This window comes from Actinomyces haliotis (assembly GCF_015355765.1).
Taxonomy (GTDB): Bacteria; Actinomycetota; Actinomycetes; order Actinomycetales; family Actinomycetaceae; genus Actinomyces; species Actinomyces haliotis.
Genome location: NZ_JACWNA010000001.1, coordinates 311884 through 333590, shown reverse-complemented (window position 1 = coordinate 333590; position 21707 = coordinate 311884). Strand labels below are relative to the sequence as shown.

Genomic DNA, 21707 nt, shown 5'->3' with positions numbered 1-21707 from the left:
GCCCCGGAGAACGCATCACCTCACGAACCGCACGATCCGCCCGCCACTGCCGACGCCGACCCTGATCCTCAACCACCGACAACCCCTCCGATCCTCGCAGTGTTGCGACCACCCCTTGAATCCGCCCCCCCCATGATGATCAACCGTCGTCTCTTCCTCGGCGGCTCGGCCTCGGTCGCCGCCCTCGCCGCCCTCGCCGCCTGCAGCGGCTCCGGTAGCAGCTCGTCCTCCGGCGCCTCGGCCACCCCCACCAAGCTCGCCGCCTCGGACATCAACAAGGTCGACCGCTCCAGGCTCAAGAAGGGCGGTGAGCTCACCATCCCGATCGGCACGTGGATCCCGAACTACAACCGCCTCCACATCGACGGCAACACCGTTGACGCCGCGACGCTCGCCTCCTTCGTCCTGGGCTCCAACTTCATCTGGGCCGACGACGCCTCCATCTCCGTCGACAAGGACTACTGCACGGACTACAAGGAGGAGGAGAAGGACGGCAACACCGTCATCACCCTCACCCTCAACCCCAAGGCCAAGTGGAACTCCGGCGAGTCCATCAACGTCGCCGACTACAAGGCCGCCTGGGAGTTCTGCAACGGCACCGACGAGGCCAAGACGGCCGTCGTCGCCTCCACCGACGGCTGGGACCACATCAAGTCGATCGAGCAGGGCGCCGACGAGTTCGAGGTCATCACCACCTTCGACGGCATCTTCCCCGACTGGTCCTCCGTCATCGGCGGTGCCACCGTCCCGGCGGCCCTCTGCAAGGACGTCGACACCTTCTCCGGCTGGACCGACGCCTCCAAGACGGACTACTGGACCGGCCCCTTCATCGTCACGAGCGCAGACAAGACCAAGCAGATCATCACCCTCGGCCACAACCCCAACTGGTGGGGCGACGAGCCGCTCCTCGACACCGTCACCATCAAGGTCGTCGACGCCTCCCAGCTCGGCACCGCCTTCGCCAACTCCGAGATCGACACCGTCGACACGATCATCGACGCCTCGACCTACCAGCAGTGCCAGCAGCGCTCCGACGGCGAGATCCGTCAGGCGGCCGGCCTCGAGTGGCGCCACTTCACCATGAACGGCGCGAGCGGCGTGCTGGCCGACCAGAAGCTGCGTCAGGCGCTGGTCAAGGGCATCGACCGCGAGACCATCACCGAGGCCGACCTCCAGGGTCTGCCGGTCCCCGCCTCACAGCTCCAGCTCGGCAACCACTTCTTCATGCCGAACGACGCCGACTACCAGGACAACACCGGGGACTACAAGTTCAACAAGGAGCAGGCGATCAAGGACCTCGAGTCCCTCGGCTGGATGCTGCCCGACGGCAAGGACTACCGCGAGAAGGACGGCAAGACCCTCTCCATCAAGTACCTGCGCCTGCCCGACTTCGCCCCCTCCGCCACCGAGGGCAAGGTCCTCCAGGCGAACATGAAGGACATCGGCGTCGAGATCGTCATGGACGACACCAACAACGACGACTTCTTCCCCGAGCGGATCAAGAAGGGCAACTTCGAGATCGTCGCCTTCACGTGGAAAGGCACCGACTGGCCCATGGCCAACATCGGCCAGATCTACGGCAAGGGCTCCGCCTCGAACTACACCGGCGTGTGGAGCGAGGAGCTCGAGAAGCTCATCGATGAGGTGGCCAAGGAGGCCGACCACAAGAAGCGCGTCGAGCTCGCCCAGAAGGCGGACAAGATCATCTGGGACGAGGCCATCGTGACCCCGATCTACTCGCGCGCCGGCTACGTCGCCGTCCCGAAGGCCCTTGCCAACTACGGCGCCTTCGGCCTGTCCTCCGGCCGCACGCAGGACATCGGCTACACCGACCTCTCCGGCGCGACGGCGACGCCGTCGGCCTGATCCTGGGGGAGCGTCCCTGAGGCGCGACCGGACCCGTGGGACCCGGGTGGTGCGAGCGCACCGCCCGGGCCCCGTCGCGTCGCTGGCAACGGTGGGCTCGCGTGCCGGGACCGCGGGTGCGAGGCCGGGCTGGGGCTGCGCTCGCAAGGACTCGACCTGGGCTGCTCTCGCACCTGTGAGCACCCTGGGCGTGGTGATCGGTCTCACTTCGCAGGATGGTGCCCCTCGACGACACCCGTTCGTCGCCAACGCTTAACATGTTGGCTACATCACCATCCCGACGAATGGATCCCACCCATGATGATCACCCGTCGCCTCTTCCTCGGAGGCTCCGCGTCCGTCGCCGCCCTCGCCGCCCTCGCGGCGTGCGGGTCCGGCTCCTCGAGCGGCTCGGACGCCTCCGCCACGCCGGTCAAGCTCGCCGCCTCCGCGATCAACAAGCAGGACCGCAGCAAGCTCGCCCAGGGCGGCGAGCTCCGGATCCCGCTCAGCTCGATGGTCCCGAACTACAACCCGCTCCACATCGACGGCGGCACCACCGACAACGCGGCGATCCAGGACTTCGCCGGCATCCACAACTTCGTCTACGCCGACGACGGCACCTTCACCGCCCGCGAGGAGTTCTGCAAGGACTTCAAGGACGAGGAGAAGGACGGCAAGACGGTCGTCACCATGCACCTCAACCCCGAGGCCAAGTGGAACTCCGGCGACGCCATCACCTACGCCGACTACCAGGGCTGCTGGAAGGCCTGCAACGGCTCCGACGACGCCTTCACCTCCGTGGTCTCCTCGACCGACGGCTGGGACCACATCGAGTCCATCGAGCAGGGCTCCGACGAGTACGAGATGGTCGTCACCTTCAACTCGGTCTTCCCTGACTGGTCCGCCGTCCTGTCCGGCACCATCGTCCCGGCCAAGCTCACCGAGTCCCCCGAGGCCTTCAGCTCCTGGACCGACGCGTCCGACACCTCCAGCTGGGCCGGCCCCTTCATCGTCACCAGCGCCGACTCCACCAAGCAGACCGTCGTCCTCGAGCCCAACGACGCCTGGTGGGGCGAGAAGCCGCTCCTGGACAAGGTCACCTTCAAGGTGGTCGACTCCTCCGCCACGGGCACCGCCTTCGCGAACAAGGAGCTCGACGTCGTCGACACGATCATCGATGCCTCGACCTACCAGCAGTGCCAGCAGCGCGCCGACGGCGAGATCCGCCAGGCCGCGGGCCTGCAGTGGCGCCACTTCACCATGAACGGCGCGAGCGGCCTGCTGGCCGACCAGAAGCTGCGCCAGGCGATCGTCAAGGGCATCGACCGCGAGACCATCACCAAGGCTGACCTGCAGGGGCTCCCGGTCCCGGCCAGCCAGCTCCAGCTCGGCAACCACCTCTTCGCGCCGCAGGACGCCGACTACCAGGACAACACCGGCGACCTCGCCTTCAACAAGGAGCAGGCCGTCAAGGACCTCGAGTCCCTGGGCTGGACGCTCCCCGACGGCAAGGAGTACCGCGAGAAGGACGGCCAGACGCTGTCCATCAAGTACCTGCGCCTCCCCGACGTCGCCACCTCCGCCACGGAGGGCAAGGTCCTCCAGGCGAACATGAAGGCGATCGGCGTCGAGATCGTCATGGACGACACCAACAACGACGACTTCCTCCCCGAGCGGATCAAGAAGGGCAACTTCGAGATCGTCTCCTTCGCCTGGCAGGGCACCCCCTACCCGATGGCCAACATCGGGCAGGTCTACGGCAAGGGCTCCGCCTCGAACTACACGGGCCTGTCCTCCGACGCGCTCGAGAAGCTCATCGACGAGGTCGCCGTCGAGGCCGACCACAAGAAGCGCGTCGAGCTCGCGCAGGACGCCGACAAGGAGATCTGGAAGCTCGCCGGTGTCATCCCGATCTACTCGCGCGCGGCCTACACGGCCGTCCCGAAGAAGCTCGCCAACTACGGCTCCTTCGGCCTGTCCTCGGTCCGCCCCGAGGACATCGGCTACACGAAGTGAGCCGCTGAGACCGACGGCGCGCGCCCCCGGCGGTCCCCGCCGCCCGCGTCGCCGCCGGCCGCCCCGGGCCCCGGACGCACCCGCGTCCGGGGCCCGGTCGCCTCCCGCCGAGCGATCGGCGTCATGGGGCAGGATGGGGCCGTGCCCACCGTCATCCTGCGCTCCCTCCTCGGCCGCGTCGGCGCCGTCGCCGTCGCTCTCGGCGGCCTCTACGTCGTCGTCGCGATCTGGTCCTCCGACGGCTACCGCAACGGCCTCCAGGCCCTCGCCGTCGTCGCCTGCGTCGAGGTGATCGTTTGGCTCCTGTGGTGGCGCCCGCAGGCGACCCTCGCGGAGGACTCCCTCACGGTCCGCAACGCCTGGCGCAGCCACGTGCTGAGCTGGGAGGCCCTGTGCGCCGCGCCGACGCGCTGGGCCCTCGCCGTCGAGGTGCCCGCCGACGCGACCGCGACCGGGACGGTTACCGGCGCCGCCACGGCGACCGGAACCGCGCCCGGCGACACGCGCGTCCGCTCCGTCACCGTCTCCGCCTGCCAGCGCGGCGGCGTCATCGCCGCCACCCGCCACGAGCGCCGCGGCAGCGCCGCCCGCGAGGAGTACGTCACCGCGAGCCAGGACCTCGACGCCGCCCCGCGCCGCTACCGCACCCACCTCGACGCCGCCGACGGCGCCTACCTCATCGACCTCTACCAGGCCTCCCGCGAGGAGCACCTCAGACTCGTCACCCGGCTGCGCCGCCGCGAGCAGCGCCTCGGGCGCTCCGCCGCAGGCTCCGACGGCGGAACGGAGGAGAGGCCCGGGGTCACGAGCCGCTGGGACGTCGCGCCCCTCGTCGTCGTGGCGGTCGTCGTGCTCGGCCTCGTCCTCGCGCTCATGGTCCTCTGAGCGGGGCGGAGACGGCCGGCCTCCTGCCGCCCGTGCCGACGGCCCGTACGTCGTCCCCCGCCGCCCGCGTTGACGCCGTGAGGCGACGCACACCGGGCCTGTCGCCGCCGTCATGGCAGGGGAGCGGCCCCGGCCACTACCCTTGCCACGCTGTGCGCCCTGCGCCGGCGGCCCCGCCGGGCCCGTCGGAGCGACATGAGCGGGGCGCGACCTCCCGGATGGAAGAAGACCCTCGTATGACCGTGCGCCAGGACCTGCGCAACGTCGCCATCGTCGCCCACGTCGACCACGGCAAGACCACCCTCGTCGACGGGATGCTCTGGGAGGCCGGCGCCTTCGGCGCCCGCGCCACCGAGGAGTCCACCGGTGACCGCGTCATGGACTCCGGCGAGCTCGAGCGCGAGAAGGGCATCACCATCCTCGCGAAGAACACGGCCATCCACTACCGCGGCCCCGCCGCGCAGGACGCCGGGTTCCCCGAGGGCATCACCATCAACGTCATCGACACCCCCGGCCACGCCGACTTCGGCGGCGAGGTCGAGCGCGGCCTGTCCATGGTCGACGGCGTCGTCCTCCTCGTCGACGCCTCCGAGGGCCCCCTGCCCCAGACCCGCTTCGTCCTGCGCAAGGCCCTGGCCGCGAACCTTCCGGTCCTCCTCGTCGTCAACAAGGTCGACCGCCCCGACTCCCGCCTCGACGAGGTCGTCGCCGAGTCCACGGACCTCCTCCTCTCGCTCGCCTCCGACCTCGCTGACGAGCACCCCGACATCGACCTCGACGCCGTCCTCGACGTCCCCGTCATCTACGCCTCCGCCAAGGCCCGCCGCGCGGACACCGAGCAGCCCGCCGACGGTCAGCTCCCCGCCAACGAGGATCTCGAGCCCCTCTTCCGCACCATCATCGAGCGGATTCCCGGTCCCTCCTACGACGAGGACGCGCCGCTCCAGGCCCACGTCACCAACCTCGACGCCTCGCCCTTCCTCGGCCGTCTCGCGCTGCTGCGCATCCACAACGGCACCCTGCGCAAGGGGCAGACCGTGGCCTGGGCGCGCCACGACGGCACCATCCAGAACGCCCGGGTCTCCGAGCTCCTCATCACCGAGGGCCTCGAGCGCAAGCCCGCCGAGGAGGCCCACGCCGGTGACATCGTCGCCGTCGCCGGCATCGAGGACATCACCATCGGCGAGTCCCTCGTCGACCCCGACGACCCGCACCCGCTGCCCCTCATCACGGTCGACGACCCGGCGATCTCCATGACCATCGGCATCAACACCTCCCCGATGGCCGGCCGCACCAAGGGCGCCAAGGTCACCGCCCGTCAGGTCAAGGACCGCCTCGACCGCGAGCTCATCGGTAACGTGTCCCTGCGCGTCCTGCCCACCTCCCGCCCCGACGCCTGGGAGGTCCAGGGGCGCGGCGAGCTCGCACTCGCGATCCTCGTCGAGCAGATGCGGCGCGAGGGCTTCGAGCTCACCGTCGGCAAGCCTCAGGTCGTCACCAAGGAGATCGACGGCAAGCGCCACGAGCCCGTCGAGCGCATGACCATCGACGTGCCCGAGGAGTACCTCGGCGCCGTCACCCAGCTCATGGCCGCCCGCAAGGGGCGCATGGAGACCATGACGAACCACGGCACCGGCTGGATCCGCATGGAGTTCCTCATCCCGGCCCGCGGCACCATCGGCTTCCGCACCCAGTTCCTCACGGACACCCGCGGTACCGGCATCGCCTCCTCCATCTCCGAGGGCTACGAGCCCTGGGCCGGGGAGATCGTCGCCCGCACCACCGGATCCCTCGTCTCCGACCGCGCCGGCGCCGTCACCGCCTACGCCCTCATCCGCCTCCAGGACCGCGGCACCTTCTTCGTCGAGCCGACCCAGGAGACCTACGAGGGGCAGGTCGTCGGCGAGAACCCGCGCAACGAGGACATGGACGTCAACGTCGTCCGCGAGAAGCAGCAGACGAACATGCGCTCCTCCACGGCCGACTCCTTCGAGGGCCTCGTCCCGCCGCGCAGGCTCACCCTCGAGGAGTCCCTCGAGTTCGCCGCCGACGACGAGTGCGTCGAGGTCACCCCGGACGCCGTCCGCATCCGCAAGGTCATCCTCGATTCCCAGGAGCGCTTCAAGGAGGCGGCCAAGCGCCGCCGCGGCCAGGCCTGAGCCGCACGGGCCCACCGGCCCACTCCCGGCAGCGACGGCCGGCGCTCCCGCACCCGCGGGGCGCCGGCCGTCGTCGTCCCCGGGGGAGGGACGGGACAGGTCAGGGCTGCCGTGGGGCGCCGGCGGGGCCCGCCGCGGCCCTCGCCGCGGCGGGGGAGCGGGAACCCGCCCCGGACCAGCGGGTGAGGACGAGGGTCACTCTCCGGTCACGGCACCGCAGGACCGGGCCCGCCTCCTGGGCGCACGCCCCGATCCTCGTCAGGATGGGGCCATGAGCGCCCCCACGCCCGACCCCGCTCCCGAGACCGACGCCCTCCCCGACGCCGCTGCCGCCGACGCGCCCGAGAGCGCCCTGGAGACGGCGGACACCGCGCAGGCCGAGGGCGCCCGGAGCGACACCGCGCAGACCGCCGCTCCGAAGCTCCGCCGTCGCCCCCTCCTCCTCGCCGGGGCCGGTGTGCTCGCCGTCGCCGCCGTGTGGGGCGGCCTCGCCCTGGCCACCACCCAGCACCTCTTCGGGGACGCCTCCGTCGCCGGCACGAAGGTCGGCGGGATGAGCCCCGCCGCCGCACGCAGCGCAGTCACCGAGGCCGTCGACGCCGAGCTCGCCGAGCCCGTCACCATCACCGTCGGCGACGCCTCCGACACCCTCGTCCCCGCCGACTCCGGCGTCAGCGCGAACGCCGCCGACGCCGTCGAGCGCCTCACCTCCTTCACGCTCAACCCCGTCACCATCGCCCACCGGCTCAGCGGGGAGTCCGTCGACGCCGCCCGGGTCACCACCGTCGACGCTGACGCCCTGCGCTCCGCCCTCGTCGCCAAGCTCGGGACCCTGTCCACCGGCACCGCCGACGCCTCCGTCACCCTCGACGGCGCCACCCCGGTGCTCCACCCGGGCGCCGTCGGCACGGGCCTCGACGTCGACGCCTCCGTCACGGAGCTCTCCCAGGATTGGCCCCTGGGGGAGAAGAGCATCGCCCTCGTCGCCGGCGAGGCGCAGCCCGGCATCACCGACGCCGACGCCCAGGGCCTCATCGACACCACCCTCACCCCGCTCCTGTCCGGCGACCTCACCGTCACCGCCGCCGGCTCCGACGCCGAGGAGGCCGCCGACGGCCGCACCCTCACCCTCACCCCGGAGCAGACCGCCTCCCTCACCCGCATCACCGCGGACGGGGGGAACCTCACCGCGTCCCTCGACGCCCAGGGCCTCCACGACGCCGTCATCGGCGCCATGGGCGCCGCCGTCGAGACCGCCGCCCAGGACGCCACCTGGACCATCGAGGGCACCGACGACGCCAAGCCCACCTACGTCGCCGCCAAGGACGGCCTCAGCATCGACTCCGACGCCCTCGCCGCCAGCGTCCTCACGGCCGGCACCACCGACGGCGACCGCGCCGCCGTCCTGCCCGCCTCCGTCGCCAAGCCTGCGGTCACGACCCCCGAGGCGGACTGGACGATGGACGAGGTCGTCGGCGAGTACGCGACGCCCTACACCTCCCAGTACGGGCGCGACCAGAACCTCATCGCCGGCACCGCCGCCATCAACGCCACCCTCGTCAGGGCGGGGGAGACCTTCTCCCTCTCCGACGCCCTCGGCCCCGTCGACGCCGAGCACGGCTTCGCGGCCGCCGGCGTCATCAACGCCGGCCAGCACACCGACGCCATGGGCGGCGGCCTCAGCCAGGTCAACACCACCGTCTTCAACGCCGGCTTCGAGGCCGGCATGGACGACGTCGAGCACCACCCCCACACCTACTGGTTCACCCGGTACCCCGCTGGGCGGGACGCGACCCTGTGGACCGGCGTCCTCGACCTCAAGTTCAAGAACTCCACGCCCAACGCCGTCCTCCTCCAGGCCTGGGTGAGCGGGGGAGAGGTGCACGCCCGCCTGTGGGGCGCGCGCTACTACGACGTCTCCATCGACGAGGGCACCCCGCACAGCTACCGCGCCTACTCGACCAAGGTCGAGACCGGCTCGTCCTGCACGCCCTACGCCGGGGGCGAGCAGGGCTTCGACATCACCGTCACGCGCCACCGCACGAAGCCGGACGGCACGAGCCTGCCTGACGACGTCCTCACCACCTCGTACCAGTCGGACAACCCGGTCGTCTGCCGCTGAGCGCGGTCGGCCCCTGCGCGCACGCCAGGATCCGCGCAGCGCCCCTTCCCGAAATAGGGCCGGAGCGCGCCGTGCGAAACGGCGTGGTGACGAGCACTCCCGCCGTGGCTTGGGCCCTGCGGGGGCCGGGACGATACTGGGGGCAGCGTCTGCCGCGACCAGCGGCGCTGCCCACCGCGAGAGGATCGTCGCTCATGACCTACGTGATCGCCCAGCCCTGCGTCGACGTCAAGGACCGTGCCTGCGTCGACGAGTGTCCCGTCGACTGCATCTACGAGGGCGAGCGAAGCCTCTACATCAACGCCGACGAGTGCGTCGACTGCGGCGCCTGCGAGCCCGTCTGCCCCACGGAGGCCATCTTCTACGAGGACGACGTCCCCGAGGAGTGGGAGGACTACTCCCGCGCCAACATCGACTTCTTCGAGCTCAAGGGCCTGGGCGCGCCCGGCGGCGCCCAGAAGACCGGCGTCCTGCCCTACGACGACCCGATGATCGCGGCCCTGCCCCCGCAGAACCTCGAGTACCGCCAGGAGAACGGGCTCGACTGAGCCCCGTCCTCCCGACGCCCGACGGCGCCGAGCCCCAGCGCCTGCTGGACGGCTCGGCGCCGTCGCCGCGTCCCGGGGCACAATCAGTTCCGTGACCTCTGCGACCCCTTCGACGTCCCCCGCCGCCTCGTCCGCCCGGCGCTCCCTGCCGCGCCCCCTCGCCCTGCCGGACTTCCCCTGGGACTCCCTCGCCCCCTACCGGGCCCGTGCCGCCGAGCACCCGGGCGGCGTCGTCGACCTCGCCGTCGGAACCCCTGTCGACGACACCCCCGACCTCGCCCGCGAGGCCCTCGCCGCCGCCTCCAACGCCCCCGGCTACCCGGCCACCGTCGGCACCCCCGCCGCGCGCGCCGCCATCATCGAGTGGTTCGCCCGCCGACGCGGCGTCACCGGCCTCACCGACGCCTGCGTCATCCCGACGATCGGCTCCAAGGAGTCCGTCGCCCTCCTGCCCCTCCAGCTCGGCGCCCGCGCCGGGGACCTCGTCCTCCACCCGCGCGCCGCCTACCCCACCTACGACGTCGGCGCCCGGATCGCCGGCGCCACCCCCGTGCCCGTCGACGCCGACGCCGACCCGGACACCTGGGAGCTGCCCGACGGCGAGGTCGCCATCGTCTGGCTCAACAGCCCGGGCAACCCCGACGGGCACGTCCTCACCGTCGCCCAGCTCGCCCGCGTCGTCGCCTGGGCGCGGCGGCGCGGCGCCGTCGTCATCTCCGATGAGTGCTACGCCGAGCTCGGCTGGGAGGGAGCGGCCGCCGACGGCGTCCCGAGCCTCCTCGACGCCCGCGTCACCGGTACCGGCCCCGACGGCGAGCCCGACCGCTCCGGCCTCCTGGCCCTCTACTCCCTGTCCAAGCAGTCCAACCTCGCCGGCTACCGTGCCGCCCTGCTCGCCGGCGACCCCGAGCTCGTCGCCGCCGTCACCGAGGTCCGCAAGCACTCCGGCCTCCTCGTGCCCGCCCCCGTCCAGGCGGCCATGGTGGCCGCGCTCGCCGACGAGGCCCACGTCGCCGCCCAGAGGGAGCGCTACCGGGCGCGCCGTGAGCAGCTCCTCGCCGCGACCGCCGCCGCCGGCCTCGTCAACGACCCCGCCTCCGTCGCTGGCCTGTACCTCTGGCTCTCGGGGCCCGAGGCGATGAGTGCCTTCGACCTCGTCGGGGCCTTCGCCGAGCTCGGGATCGTCGTCGCCCCGGGCGACTTCTACGGCGAGGCCGGCGCCGGTCGCGTCCGCGTCAGCCTCACCGACTCCGACGAGCGCGTCGCCGCCGCCTGCCAGCGGCTGCGCACCACCGACCTGTTCCGGGCCTGACCTGCGGCGATACCCTCGGAAGGCACTCGTCGTCCCGTGACCGGGACGACGCCCCACCCGAGGAAGGACGCACCATGACCAACGCAGCCAACGAGAACCCCGCAGTCGAGGTCACCGACGCCAAGGACGCCAACCGCTACGAGGCTCGGGTCGACGGCGAGCTCGCCGGCTTCCTCGAGTACCAGGTCGACGGTGACGTCGTCACCATGCCTCACACCGAGGTCGACCCGCGGTTCGAGGGTCAGGGCGTCGGCTCGACGCTCGTCGCGAGCGCCCTCGACTCCGTCCGCGGGGTCGGCGGCCGCGTCGTCCCCACCTGCTCCTTCGTCGCCTCCTACATCGAGCGCCACGCGGAGTACCAGGACCTCGTCGTCACTGAGTGAGACGGCCGGGGCGCCCGGCGCAGCCGCCGGACGCTCCTCGCCTGACGCGGCCCCGGTGTGGCCCAGCACCTACTAGAGTGGTCCACGGAACAGGACCTAGGCCCCGGTCACGGCAGTCATGAGCGTCGCGACGGGGCCGCCGCGTCCTCCGTCGTCAGCCGCAAGGAGGCACCATGACCAACGCGAGCGACTCGTCCACCGAGCCCCAGGCCCCCGAGCAGGGCGGCCCCGCGACCCTCATCGTCGAGGGCACCACGCTCGAGCTCCCCCGCTCCACCGCCTCGGAGGGCTCCGACGGCCTCGGCATCGGCAAGCTGCTGGGCACCACCGGGCTCGTCACCCTCGACCCGGGCTTCACCAACACCGCCTCGTGCACCTCGGACATCACCTACATCGACGGCGGCGCCGGAATCCTTCGCTACCGCGGATACCCGATCGCCGAGCTCGCCAAGTCCTCCTCGTTCCTCGAGGTCGCCTACCTCCTCATCAACGGTGAGCTGCCGGACCAGGACACCTTCGAGCGCTTCGAGCGCCGCATCGCCCGGCACCGCCTCCTCCACGAGGACTTCCGCTCCTTCTTCACCTCCTTCCCGTCATCCGGGCACCCCATGGCCATCCTCCAGGCGGGGATCTCGGGCCTGGCCACCTACTACGAGGAGACCCTCGACCCGCACGACCCCTACGAGCGCGAGCTCGCCACCGTCCTCCTCCTCAGCAAGATGCCGACGATGGTCTCCTACATCGCCCGCCGCGCCGTCGGCCTGCCCCTGCTCTACCCGGACCCGAAGCGCGGCTACGTCGACGACTTCCTCCACATGACCTTCGGCATGCCCTACCAGTCCTACGAGATCGACCCCGCGGTCGTGAAGGCTCTGGACATGCTCTTCATCCTCCACGCGGACCACGAGCAGAACTGCTCCACCTCCACCGTCCGCCTCGTCGGCTCCTCGGACGCCAACATGTACGCCTCCGTAGCCGCCGGCGTCGGCGCCCTGTCCGGCCCCCTCCACGGCGGCGCCAACGAGGCCGTCCTGCGCATGCTCGACCGCATCCAGACCGAGGGCATGAGCACCGAGGAGTTCGTCCGCAAGGTCAAGGACAAGGAGGACGGGGTCAAGCTCATGGGCTTCGGCCACCGCGTCTACAAGAACTACGACCCGCGCGCCGCCCTCGTGAAGGGGACCGCGCACGACGTCCTCACCCGCCTCGGCTCCGACGACGGCGACCGCAAGCTCGAGATCGCGATGGAGCTCGAGGAGGTCGCCCTCCACGACGACTACTTCGTCTCCCGCAAGCTCTACCCGAACGTCGACTTCTACACCGGCCTCATCTACCAGGCCATGGGCTTCCCGACCAAGATGTTCACCCCGCTCTTCGCGATCGGCCGCCTGCCCGGCTGGATCGCCCAGTACCGCGAGATGATCACCGACCCCACCAAGCGCATCGGTCGCCCGCGCCAGGTGTACACGGGCGAGACGGAGCGGCACTACGTCGCCATGCACCGCCGTGAGAAGAAGGTGCAGAGCTACCCGAGCACGCGCACCGGTGTCCCGAGCCTGGACCAGGTGACCCGCGTCTGACGGAGCTCGTCACACGACCTAGACGCCAGTCAGCCCGTTTGGCGTGAGACGTCCCCTTCGTGGGGCTGTTTCACGCCAGACGGGCTGATCCGCGCATGGAACCGGAGGATGAAGAAGACGGTTGCTGTGGCGGGCCGGGGCTGCCGGTCCTGATCACGCGAGGCTGCAGACTTGACAGATGTCGCATCTGAGGTGCTAAATAGTGACCGCCGAAGGTAACGCGCGTTAGTAACGCGCGTTTCGAGAGCTGGAACACAGCGGTTTCAATGGTCGAGGAGGACCGATGGGTGAACAGCCGGTCAAGGTAACCATGGCTGACGTGGCTCGCGCCGCTGACGTCTCGCGTACCACCGTCTCGTTCGTCCTCAATGACCGCCAGGGTGCAGCCATCCCCGAGGAGACACGGCAGAAGGTACGGGACGCCGCCCGCCGCATTGGGTACCGCCCAAATGCTTCGGCTCGGGCTCTCGCCTCACGGCGCACGGGGATCATCGGGATGGTCACAGAGATCGTCACAGGCCCCTTCGCTGCGGAGACGGTGGTCGGTGCTCAGTACGCAGCGCACGAGGCCGGTAGCACGCTCTTCATCGTCGCCTCGACGGGTGACGCGGACCATGACCACCGTGCCTTCGCGACCATGCTCGAGCACCGCGTTGAAGGCATCATCTATGCCACGGGTTCCCACCGTGCCGTCCGCCTCCCTGCGGAGGCCGATGAGGTGCCTACGGTCCTCGTCCACTGCTTCGAACCCGACGGCGTCACCCGTCGCGCGCGTGCCCTGCCCACCATCCTTCCCGATGAGGAACAGGCGGGGCGACTGGCGACTACGGTCCTGCTCGAGTCGGGGCGTACGAGAGTCGGTCTCATTGAGCTCGATCCCGCGATCCCTGCATCAGTCGGACGTCGTGCTGGCTACGAGACTGCCCTCGAGTCGGCCGGACTCCCTGTCGACCCTGTCCTGATTGAGATCGGTGGTGCGACCGCGGATGGCGGTTACCGAGCCGCCAGTACCCTGCTCGACCTCGATGCGCCTCCAACTGCGCTCTTCTGCGCCAACGACAGAATGGCGATGGGCGCTTACGACGCGATCAAGGAGCGGGGGCTCCGGGTCGGCGAGGACGTCGTCGTGGTCGGCATCGACAACCAGGAGCTCATCGCGACTGGCCTCCGGCCCGACCTCAGTACCGTCGCTCTTCCCTTCGCGGAGATGGGGCAGGCGGCTATTGCCACCATTGGCGCGCTCTCACAGGGAAAGGAGGTCGAGGCAGTCCAGGTGCTGCCCTGCCCGCTCGTCCGACGCCACTCGGCCTGATCACGACGACGTCGTCGTACCCGGTCCACCGACCGTTCCAAACCGTGTCCCAAGCAACGCAACGCTCACCTTCAACGTCGAAAGGAACCCATCATGCGTTCGTCCCTCCTGCCCACCGGAATCTCTCGCCGTCAGGCGCTCACGGGCGGCGCAGTCACCTCAGTGGCCGCGCTCCTCGCTCTCGCGGGCTGCTCCACCAGCTCGCCCGACGGCTCTAGCGCGAGCTCGAGTGCCGGCTCCGGCCACCTCCTCACGATCCCCCGTGAGGACATGGGCACCTTCACCCGCAACTTCAACCCGTTCTCGCCGAATGCCGCCCCGATGACGGGACAGGCGATCTACGAGCCGATGCTCATCTTCAATCCCGTCCAGGGCAAGACGGTGCCGTGGCTGGCCGAGTCCTGGGACACCGCTGACGACGGCAAGTCGATGAAGTTCCACCTCCGCAAGGACGTGACCTGGTCCGACGCTAAGCCCCTCACAGCCCAGGATGTCGTCACCACCTTCGCGGTCCAGAAGAAGACCCTCGGTGGGTACGACTACCTCGACTCGGTGACCGCCGACGACGACCAGACGGTGAGCTTCACGTTCAACCGTGCCTACTCAGTCGCGCTGTACGAACTCGGCCAGCAGCTCGTCACCCCGGATCACGTGTGGTCCAAGATCTCAGATCCGTCGAAAGACACCAACGAGACCCCGGTCGGCACCGGACCGTTCACCGAGATCTCGAACTTCCAGTCCCAGTCGTTTGACCTCCTGCCTAACGAGAAGTACTGGCAGCGCGACAAGGTCAAGATCCCCGGCATCCGCATGCTCGCCTTCGCCGGGAACGACGGTGCCAACCTCGCCGCCGTCAACGGCGACGTCGACTGGGCCCCCCAGTACATGGCGGACATCCAGACCGCCTACGTCGACAAGGACCCCGACCACCGCCACTACTGGTTCCCCGGCATTGACTCCACCATCCACTGGGAGCTCAACAACACCAAGGCGCCATTCGACGACCCAGCCTTCCGCAAGGCCGTGAGCCAGGCTGTGGACCGCGAGACCGTGTGCAAGACCGGCATGTCTGGATACGCATCCCCTGTCGACCCGACTGGCCTCGGTGACGGTTTCAAGGACTGGAAGGACTCCGACGTCGTAGCGTCGAAGCTCTGCACCTACGACAAGGCCGCGGCTGAGGATGCCCTCGACGCCGCTGGCTACAAGAAGGGCTCCGACGGCGTGCGGACCATGCCCGACGGATCGGCGCTCTCGTTCAAGATCAGCGTCGGCTCGACTTCCTCTGACTGGCTCAGCGTCGCCCAGATCATCGTCCAGAACCTCAAGGACGTCGGCGTCACCGCCACCGTTGACTCCCCGGACTGGTCCGAAGTTTCCGCGAGCCTCGAGGACGGCACCTTCGACTCTGCGATCTGCTGGTCCTCCACCGGAGCGACGCCGTACACCTACTACCAGTCGGCGCTCTCCAAGGAGAAGCTCAAGGCAGTCGGCGAGCAGACCTTCGAGAACTACCACCGATGCGGTGACGAGGAGGCCACCAGTCTGCTCGCCGATTTCGCTGCGACGTTCGACGAGGACGAGCAGAAGGAGATCTGCAAGAAGATCCAGCAGCGGTACCTCGAGGTCTGGCCCGTGTGCCCGCTCTTCCCTGGCCCGATGTGGGGTGCCTACACGGACGTCAACTTCACCGGGTGGCCCACGGAGAAGAACGGCTACGCCTCGCTCAACGTCAAGGCGACGACGACGGTGCTCGTGCTCACCACGCTCAAGCCGACCGCCTGATCGAGACACCTGGGTGCGGGGCCGTTTGCCCGGCCCCGCGCCCCGACCCGGGGACGACCGGAATGAGCGCTCCCCATCCCTATCCGGAAGGAACGAGGAATGAGTTACATCCTCAATCGCCTGGGCTACTACCTCCTGGCGTTTTGGGCCTCGATCACCCTGAATTTTCTCCTCCCCAGGCTCATGCCGGGCGACCCTGTGTCGCGCATGTTCGCCAAGGGAGGGGCGCAGCTCACCGAGGAACAGGCCCTTCAGCTCAAGCAACTCTTCGGTCTCGACAACCGGCCCATGTGGCAGCAGTACGTCTCCTACATCGAGGACATGCTGACCGGGAACATGGGGGTCTCGATCTCGAGGTTCCCCACGCCGGTGAGCGAGGTGATCGGTGGCCAGATCGGGTGGACGATCCTGCTCGGCTCGGTCGCTCTCATCATCGCAGTTCTTCTCGGCAACCTCATCGGCATCGTCGCCGCGTGGCACCGTGGCGGTCTGTTCGACTCGGTCATGCCTCCCCTGCTCGTTTTCCTCGGCTCCTTCCCGTACTTCTGGCTCGCCATGGCGGCGCTGTACGTGTTCGGGGCGGGGCTGGGCTGGTTCCCGCTGCGCCATGCCTTCACTGCAGGCATCGTGGCTGACTGGGGCAGTCCCACCTTCCTCGGCGACATCGCCTACCACCTCGTCCTGCCCGCGCTCACGATCATCCTTGTCTCCCTGGGAGGGTGGACGCTCAACATGCGCAACACGATGATCTCAACGAACTCCGAGGACTACATCCTCATGGCGGAGGCCAAGGGCCTCAAGCGCAGCCGCATCATGCTCCGGTATGCAGCTCGTAACGCGATGCTCCCCTCCGTGACGAGTTTCGGGATGTCCCTGGGATTCATCGTCGGCGGCTCAATGCTCACCGAGGTCGTCTTCGCCTATCCCGGCGTCGGCTACCAGTTGCTCAACGCGGTCAACTCGCTCGACTACCCCCTCATGCAGGGCATCTTCTTCACGATCACGGCAGCCGTTCTCACGGCGAACTTCCTGGTCGACATCGTCTACGTCCGCCTCGACCCGCGCGTGCGCGCCGCCTGAGAGGAGATCATCATGGGAAATCCAGCGGTTGCCATGCCTACCACGCGGGCGCGCCGCGTTCGTGGGGGCCTTCTGAGCAGCGTGACGAGGTCCGGGAAGGCCATGTTCGGGGTCGTCGTCCTCGCGCTGTTCATTGCCATCGCCTTTCTCGCGCCGGTTATCGCCCCCGGTGACCCGTCGCGCATCACCTCTGACCCGGCCGGACCACCGAGCGCCGCACACTGGCTCGGCGTAACTGCCAAGGGACAGGACGTCTTCTCGATGACCGTGTGGGGAGCGCGCAGCTCGCTGGCCGTCGGACTGAGCGTCGGCCTGATCTCGACCGCCGTAGCTCTGCTCATCGGGCTCGCGTCCGCCTACTTCGGCAAGGCTGTCGACGGTCTGCTCGCCGTGCTGACCAACGTCTTCCTGCTCCTTCCTGGGCTTCCGCTCCTCGTCGTCCTCGCGGGATTCATGCCGCCGGGGCAGGGCACCATCGTCGTCGTCCTCGTCGTCACCGGCTGGGCAGGAGCAGCCCGAGTGCTGCGCAGCCAGGCGCTCAGCGTGCGAGGCAAGGACTTCGTCGCCGCGGCGCTCGTCACAGGTGAGCGGCCGCTGCGGATCATGTTCGGAGAGATCCTCCCCAACATGGCGTCGATCGTGATGTCCACGGTGCTGGGCTGCGTCAACGCGGCGATCGGAAGCCAGGCAGGCCTAGAGTTCCTCGGTCTTGGTGACTCCTCCGTCGTCTCGTGGGGCACAAACCTTTACTGGGCGTCGAATGACGGCGCCCTCATGACCGGCCGCTGGTGGACCTTCCTCCCCTCCGGACTGTGCATCGCTCTGGTCGCCTTTGCCCTGGCGATGATCAACTATGGCGTGGACGAGGTCACCAACCCGCGTCTTCGCAAGCCCTCGAAGGCCGCACGCAAGGCACTTCGTGAGGGCGCGACCTTGGTGGAGGCCTGACATGACTGACACGACACTCACTTCTGACCCCTGGGGCGACCGGGGCACCGCGGCACCCGAGCCGCTCCTCGTCGTCGAGGACCTCCGAGTCGAGTACGCCGGGGACGCCCGCTCCGTCGTGGGCGCCGATGGAATCAGCCTCACAATCGGCCGCGGCGAAGTCCTCGGGCTCGCTGGTGAGTCCGGCTGCGGCAAGTCAACGACGGCGAACGCCATCATGCGGCTGCTCAAGCCGCCGGCCCAGATCACTCGCGGCCGGATTGAGTTCGACGGGCGCGACGTCCTCGCCATGAGCGCGGAGGAGTTGCGGCGGTTCCGCTGGCGCGACGTCGCCATGGTGTTCCAGTCCGCCATGAACTCTCTCAACCCAGTCATGACCGTCGGGGACCAGATCATTGACGTGCTTACGACCCACGAGGGCGTGCGCAAGCACGAGGCTCGCGAACGGGCCGTCGAGCTCCTCGGCGTCGTCGGAATCCCCGCGGACCGGATGCGTTCCTACCCGCACCAGCTCTCCGGCGGCATGCGCCAGCGGGCCGTCATTGCGATCGCCCTCGCGCTCAACCCGTCGCTCCTCATCATGGACGAGCCGACGACCGCCCTCGACGTCGTCGTCCAGCAGGAGATCATGGAGCAGGTCGTCGACCTCAAGGACCGGCTCGGTTTCTCGATCCTCTTCATCACCCACGACATCTCGCTCATGGTCGACATCTCGGACCGGATGGGCGTCATGTACGCCGGACGGCTCGTCGAGATGGGGCCGTCTCAGGATATCTTCGCCGACCCACTCCACCCGTACACCCAGGCGCTCATGGGTGCCTTCCCGCCCATCAGCGGGCCTCGAGTGCACCGCACGGGTCTCTCCGACTCGAGAAACGGAGCCGACAGGCCGTGGGCCCGCTCGATCCCCGACCTCGAGGAGGTCTCCCCAGGACGCTGGGTCGCTCCGTTCGACCAGATGCCCCCTCGCACCCCCACCGCCGGCGCCGTTACCCACCACGGCAAGGAGCAGTCATGACCATCAACGCGCAGACCGCCGCCGAGACGCCGCAGGAGCTCATCTCCACGCCCGAGCTCGGCGCGCCCGTCCTTGAGATTGACCACCTGTCCAAGGACTTCAACCAGGGCGGGCTGCTGTCTCGCCAGTCCGTCCATGCCCTCAGTGACGTGAGCCTCACCCTCCGCAAGGGCGAGATCCTCGCTCTTGTCGGCGAGTCCGGATCCGGCAAGTCGACCCTTGCCAGGATCGTCTCCAGGCTGGAAAAGCCCACATCGGGACGATTCCTCGTTGACGGGGAAGACGTCCTGGCCAAAGAGCGTCACCACGTATCCCGCGCCTACCGGGGACGGGTCCAGATGGTTTTCCAGGATCCCTTCGGCTCACTGAACCCAGTCCACACCATCGGCCACGTCCTGCGCCGTTCCCTCGCCATCCACCAGCCCGGGCGGCGCTCCGCTCGGCGTGACGCAGACGCCGCGGAACTCATGGCGACAGTAGGCCTCGAGACGAGCATGCTCGATTCCTACCCGCACCAGCTCTCCGGCGGTCAGCGGCAGCGTGTTGCCATCGCCCGGGCCCTTGCTTGCGACCCGCAGATCCTCCTCGCTGACGAACCGACGTCTATGCTCGATATCTCGGTGCGCATCGGGATCCTCAACCTCATGCTCAAGCTTCGCGACGAGCGGGGACTGTCGATGCTCTACATCACCCACGATCTCGCTTCCGCCCGTTACGTCGCCGACACCACGGCCGTGCTCTTTGGTGGTGAGCTCGTCGAGTCCGGTCCGTCCGTCGACGTCATGGACCACCCGGACCACCCCTACACGAAGTTGCTGCTCTCCGCGGTGCCGGACCCGACACGGCGCCTCCACCTGCCCGTCGACGAGCGCCGCGCGCTGCGTGAGTCCGTGATCTATCCCGAGGCGTGTCCGCACGAGGGTGCCGAGGTCGTCTGTTCGAGCACGGACCCCGTTCACCACCAAGTCGGGCCGGATCACTGGGTGAGGTGCCATCGCTACGTGCCGCGGGCTGCGTCTGGTACCGCGCTGACCACCGACATGGGGCAGGAGAGGAGCCAATGACCATCTTGCCGACGGAGTCGGAGGCCGCTTCGGTCGAGCTGGCGGAGTCCGATCACGCTCTCCCGCAGTTCCACTTCACCCCACCGTCAGGTTGGCTCAACGATCCCAACGGGTTGTGCCAGCGCAATGGGAGCCACCACCTCTTCTACCAGTACAACCCCGAGGGGGCCTCCCACCACCGCATCCACTGGGGGCACGCCGTCTCGACGGATCTTCTTCACTGGCGGGACCTCCCGATCGCGCTCGTGCCGGCTGACCCTGGTACGGGGCCGGACGATGACGGCTGCTGGTCCGGCGTCATCGTCGATGACGCTGGGATCCCCACGATCGTCTACTCAGCCAATCACGACAACCGGCAGACCGCGGCCGTGGCCGTCGCGGCGAACCCAGCCGACCCGGATCTCGTCGAGTGGAGGAAGGACCCCGACAACCCGGTCATCGCTGGCCCTCCGCCGGAGTTTGCCACGACCCAGTTCCGCGATCACTCCGTGTGGCGGGACCCAGCCGGCACGTGGCACCAGCTCATGGGCTCGGGCCTCGTGGGACGCGGCGGTACGGCGTTCGCGTACAGCAGCACGGACATGCGTACGTGGGCTTTCGACGGGCCCGTCCTCGTCGGCGACCAGTGGGACCGGGGCGAAACGGATCCTTGGACGGCGACGACCTGGGAGTGCCCCGACCTTATCGAGATGCCACGAATGGCCGACCCGTCCGAATCGTCCCACGAGGCTGCAACCCACGCTCTTATGTTCTCGGCGTGGGACGAGGGCCGCACGATCGAGTCCCTCGCCTTCATAGGTCGGTTCGACGGCCGTAGCTTCACGCCGACGGGGCTGCAGAGGCTGGACTGGGGTGGACGGCACGCCTACGCGCCCCAGAGCTACCTCGATGAGCGAGGGCGCCGCATCCAGATCGCGTGGATGCAGGAGGCTCGTGACGATGCCTCGATGCGCGAGCACGGCTGGTGCGGGTGCATGAGTGTCCCGCGCGAGCTCACAACCCTCCCGGACGGCTCGCTCGGCGTCGATCCTGTCGAAGAGGTTTCCGAGCTGCGACGCAACGAGGAGGAGCTGCTTGTCGGTTTCACTGGCGGCACGGCGTCCGCGACCACAGGTGCCCAGCTGGATGCCGAGTTCGTCGTGGATCTTGGACACGATCTGACGAGCACTGTGACGATCGACCTCGAGCACGGACAGGGTGAGACCACTCGGCTCACTGTGACCGCAGCGGGCGAGGACGGCGTTGAGGTGGTCCTCGACCGCTCCGCATCGACCCACGAACAGGGTGCCGACACCGCCGAGCTCACGATGGCAGTGCCCGCAAAGGCACTCTTCGGCACTGCTCTGGGTCTGCGCCTCATCTTCGATCACTCGGCCCTCGAGGTCTTCGCCGGGCACCGTGCCATGTCGGCGCGCATCTACCCGTCGGCCCCACAGGACACGCGCGTCCGCGTCGACGCCCACGGGGGTGCTCGACTTCGATCGGGTTCTGTCTGGACCATGGAGAGCACGCGAGCGAGCGGACGCGTCCTCCGTCCCTGAGGGATAAAGGAATGGCACGTGGCGCGTCCTGATGCGCGACTCAGCCCGTCTGCGTAAGACAGCCCCGTTTCGCGGGGCTGTCTTACGCAGACGGGCTGATCCGTGC

The 21707-nt window shown here is 69.0% G+C and carries 16 protein-coding genes; all 16 read left to right on the top strand.

Annotation, left to right across the window (positions count from 1 at the left end):
- The first annotated feature begins 132 nt into the window (after nucleotides 1–132).
- The 16 genes from IXW69_RS01310 (at nucleotide 133) to IXW69_RS01235 (ending at nucleotide 21601) form a co-directional block, all read left to right on the top strand.
- Entirely contained in the window at nucleotides 133–1866 is a 1734-nt protein-coding gene (locus tag IXW69_RS01310; protein ID WP_194784568.1) for an ABC transporter family substrate-binding protein, read from the top strand.
- A gap of 297 nt (nucleotides 1867–2163) precedes the next feature.
- Entirely contained in the window at nucleotides 2164–3864 is a 1701-nt protein-coding gene (locus IXW69_RS01305) for an ABC transporter family substrate-binding protein (RefSeq protein WP_194784567.1), read from the top strand.
- Between the two features lie 141 nt (nucleotides 3865–4005).
- Nucleotides 4006–4749, top strand: coding sequence for an MFS transporter (locus IXW69_RS01300; RefSeq protein ID WP_194784566.1), 744 nt, complete (start codon nucleotides 4006–4008; stop codon nucleotides 4747–4749).
- Nucleotides 4750–4985: 236 nt separating this feature from the next.
- Nucleotides 4986–6908: a translational GTPase TypA gene (typA, locus tag IXW69_RS01295; RefSeq protein WP_194784565.1), complete on the top strand. Its 1923-nt coding sequence runs from the start codon at nucleotides 4986–4988 to the stop codon at nucleotides 6906–6908.
- Nucleotides 6909–7179: 271 nt separating this feature from the next.
- Nucleotides 7180–9030, top strand: a complete 1851-nt coding sequence (locus IXW69_RS01290; RefSeq protein WP_194784564.1) for a VanW family protein — start codon at nucleotides 7180–7182, stop codon at nucleotides 9028–9030.
- Nucleotides 9031–9224: 194 nt separating this feature from the next.
- Nucleotides 9225–9578: a ferredoxin gene (fdxA, locus tag IXW69_RS01285; RefSeq protein WP_194784563.1), complete on the top strand. Its 354-nt coding sequence runs from the start codon at nucleotides 9225–9227 to the stop codon at nucleotides 9576–9578.
- A gap of 91 nt (nucleotides 9579–9669) precedes the next feature.
- Nucleotides 9670–10890: a succinyldiaminopimelate transaminase gene (gene dapC, locus IXW69_RS01280; protein ID WP_323745102.1), complete on the top strand. Its 1221-nt coding sequence runs from the start codon at nucleotides 9670–9672 to the stop codon at nucleotides 10888–10890.
- Nucleotides 10891–10964: 74 nt separating this feature from the next.
- Nucleotides 10965–11273 (top strand): GNAT family N-acetyltransferase, encoded by a 309-nt coding sequence (locus IXW69_RS01275; protein WP_194784562.1) that lies wholly within the window; start codon nucleotides 10965–10967, stop codon nucleotides 11271–11273.
- Nucleotides 11274–11446: 173 nt separating this feature from the next.
- Nucleotides 11447–12853: a citrate synthase gene (locus IXW69_RS01270; RefSeq protein WP_194784561.1), complete on the top strand. Its 1407-nt coding sequence runs from the start codon at nucleotides 11447–11449 to the stop codon at nucleotides 12851–12853.
- Nucleotides 12854–13136: 283 nt separating this feature from the next.
- Nucleotides 13137–14165: a LacI family DNA-binding transcriptional regulator gene (locus IXW69_RS01265; protein WP_194784560.1), complete on the top strand. Its 1029-nt coding sequence runs from the start codon at nucleotides 13137–13139 to the stop codon at nucleotides 14163–14165.
- Nucleotides 14166–14258: 93 nt separating this feature from the next.
- The gene (locus IXW69_RS01260) at nucleotides 14259–15950 is read left to right on the top strand and encodes an ABC transporter substrate-binding protein (protein ID WP_194784559.1); all 1692 of its coding nucleotides are present in this window, start codon (nucleotides 14259–14261) and stop codon (nucleotides 15948–15950) included.
- 99 nt (nucleotides 15951–16049) lie between these two features.
- Entirely contained in the window at nucleotides 16050–17030 is a 981-nt protein-coding gene (locus IXW69_RS01255) for an ABC transporter permease (protein ID WP_194784558.1), read from the top strand.
- A gap of 81 nt (nucleotides 17031–17111) precedes the next feature.
- Nucleotides 17112–17978 (top strand): ABC transporter permease, encoded by an 867-nt coding sequence (locus tag IXW69_RS01250; protein WP_323745101.1) that lies wholly within the window; start codon nucleotides 17112–17114, stop codon nucleotides 17976–17978.
- Between the two features lies 1 nt (nucleotide 17979).
- On the top strand, nucleotides 17980–18996 hold the full coding sequence (locus IXW69_RS01245; RefSeq protein ID WP_194784556.1) for an ABC transporter ATP-binding protein: 1017 nt from the start codon (nucleotides 17980–17982) through the stop codon (nucleotides 18994–18996).
- Nucleotides 18993–20060 carry an ABC transporter ATP-binding protein gene (locus IXW69_RS01240; protein ID WP_194784555.1) on the top strand — a complete coding sequence of 356 codons (1068 nt, stop codon included), beginning with the start codon at nucleotides 18993–18995 and terminating at the stop codon, nucleotides 20058–20060. Before IXW69_RS01245 ends, IXW69_RS01240 begins: the two co-directional genes overlap by 4 nt.
- Nucleotides 20057–21601: a glycoside hydrolase family 32 protein gene (locus tag IXW69_RS01235; protein ID WP_194784554.1), complete on the top strand. Its 1545-nt coding sequence runs from the start codon at nucleotides 20057–20059 to the stop codon at nucleotides 21599–21601. Before IXW69_RS01240 ends, IXW69_RS01235 begins: the two co-directional genes overlap by 4 nt.
- Nucleotides 21602–21707 lie beyond the last annotated feature (106 nt).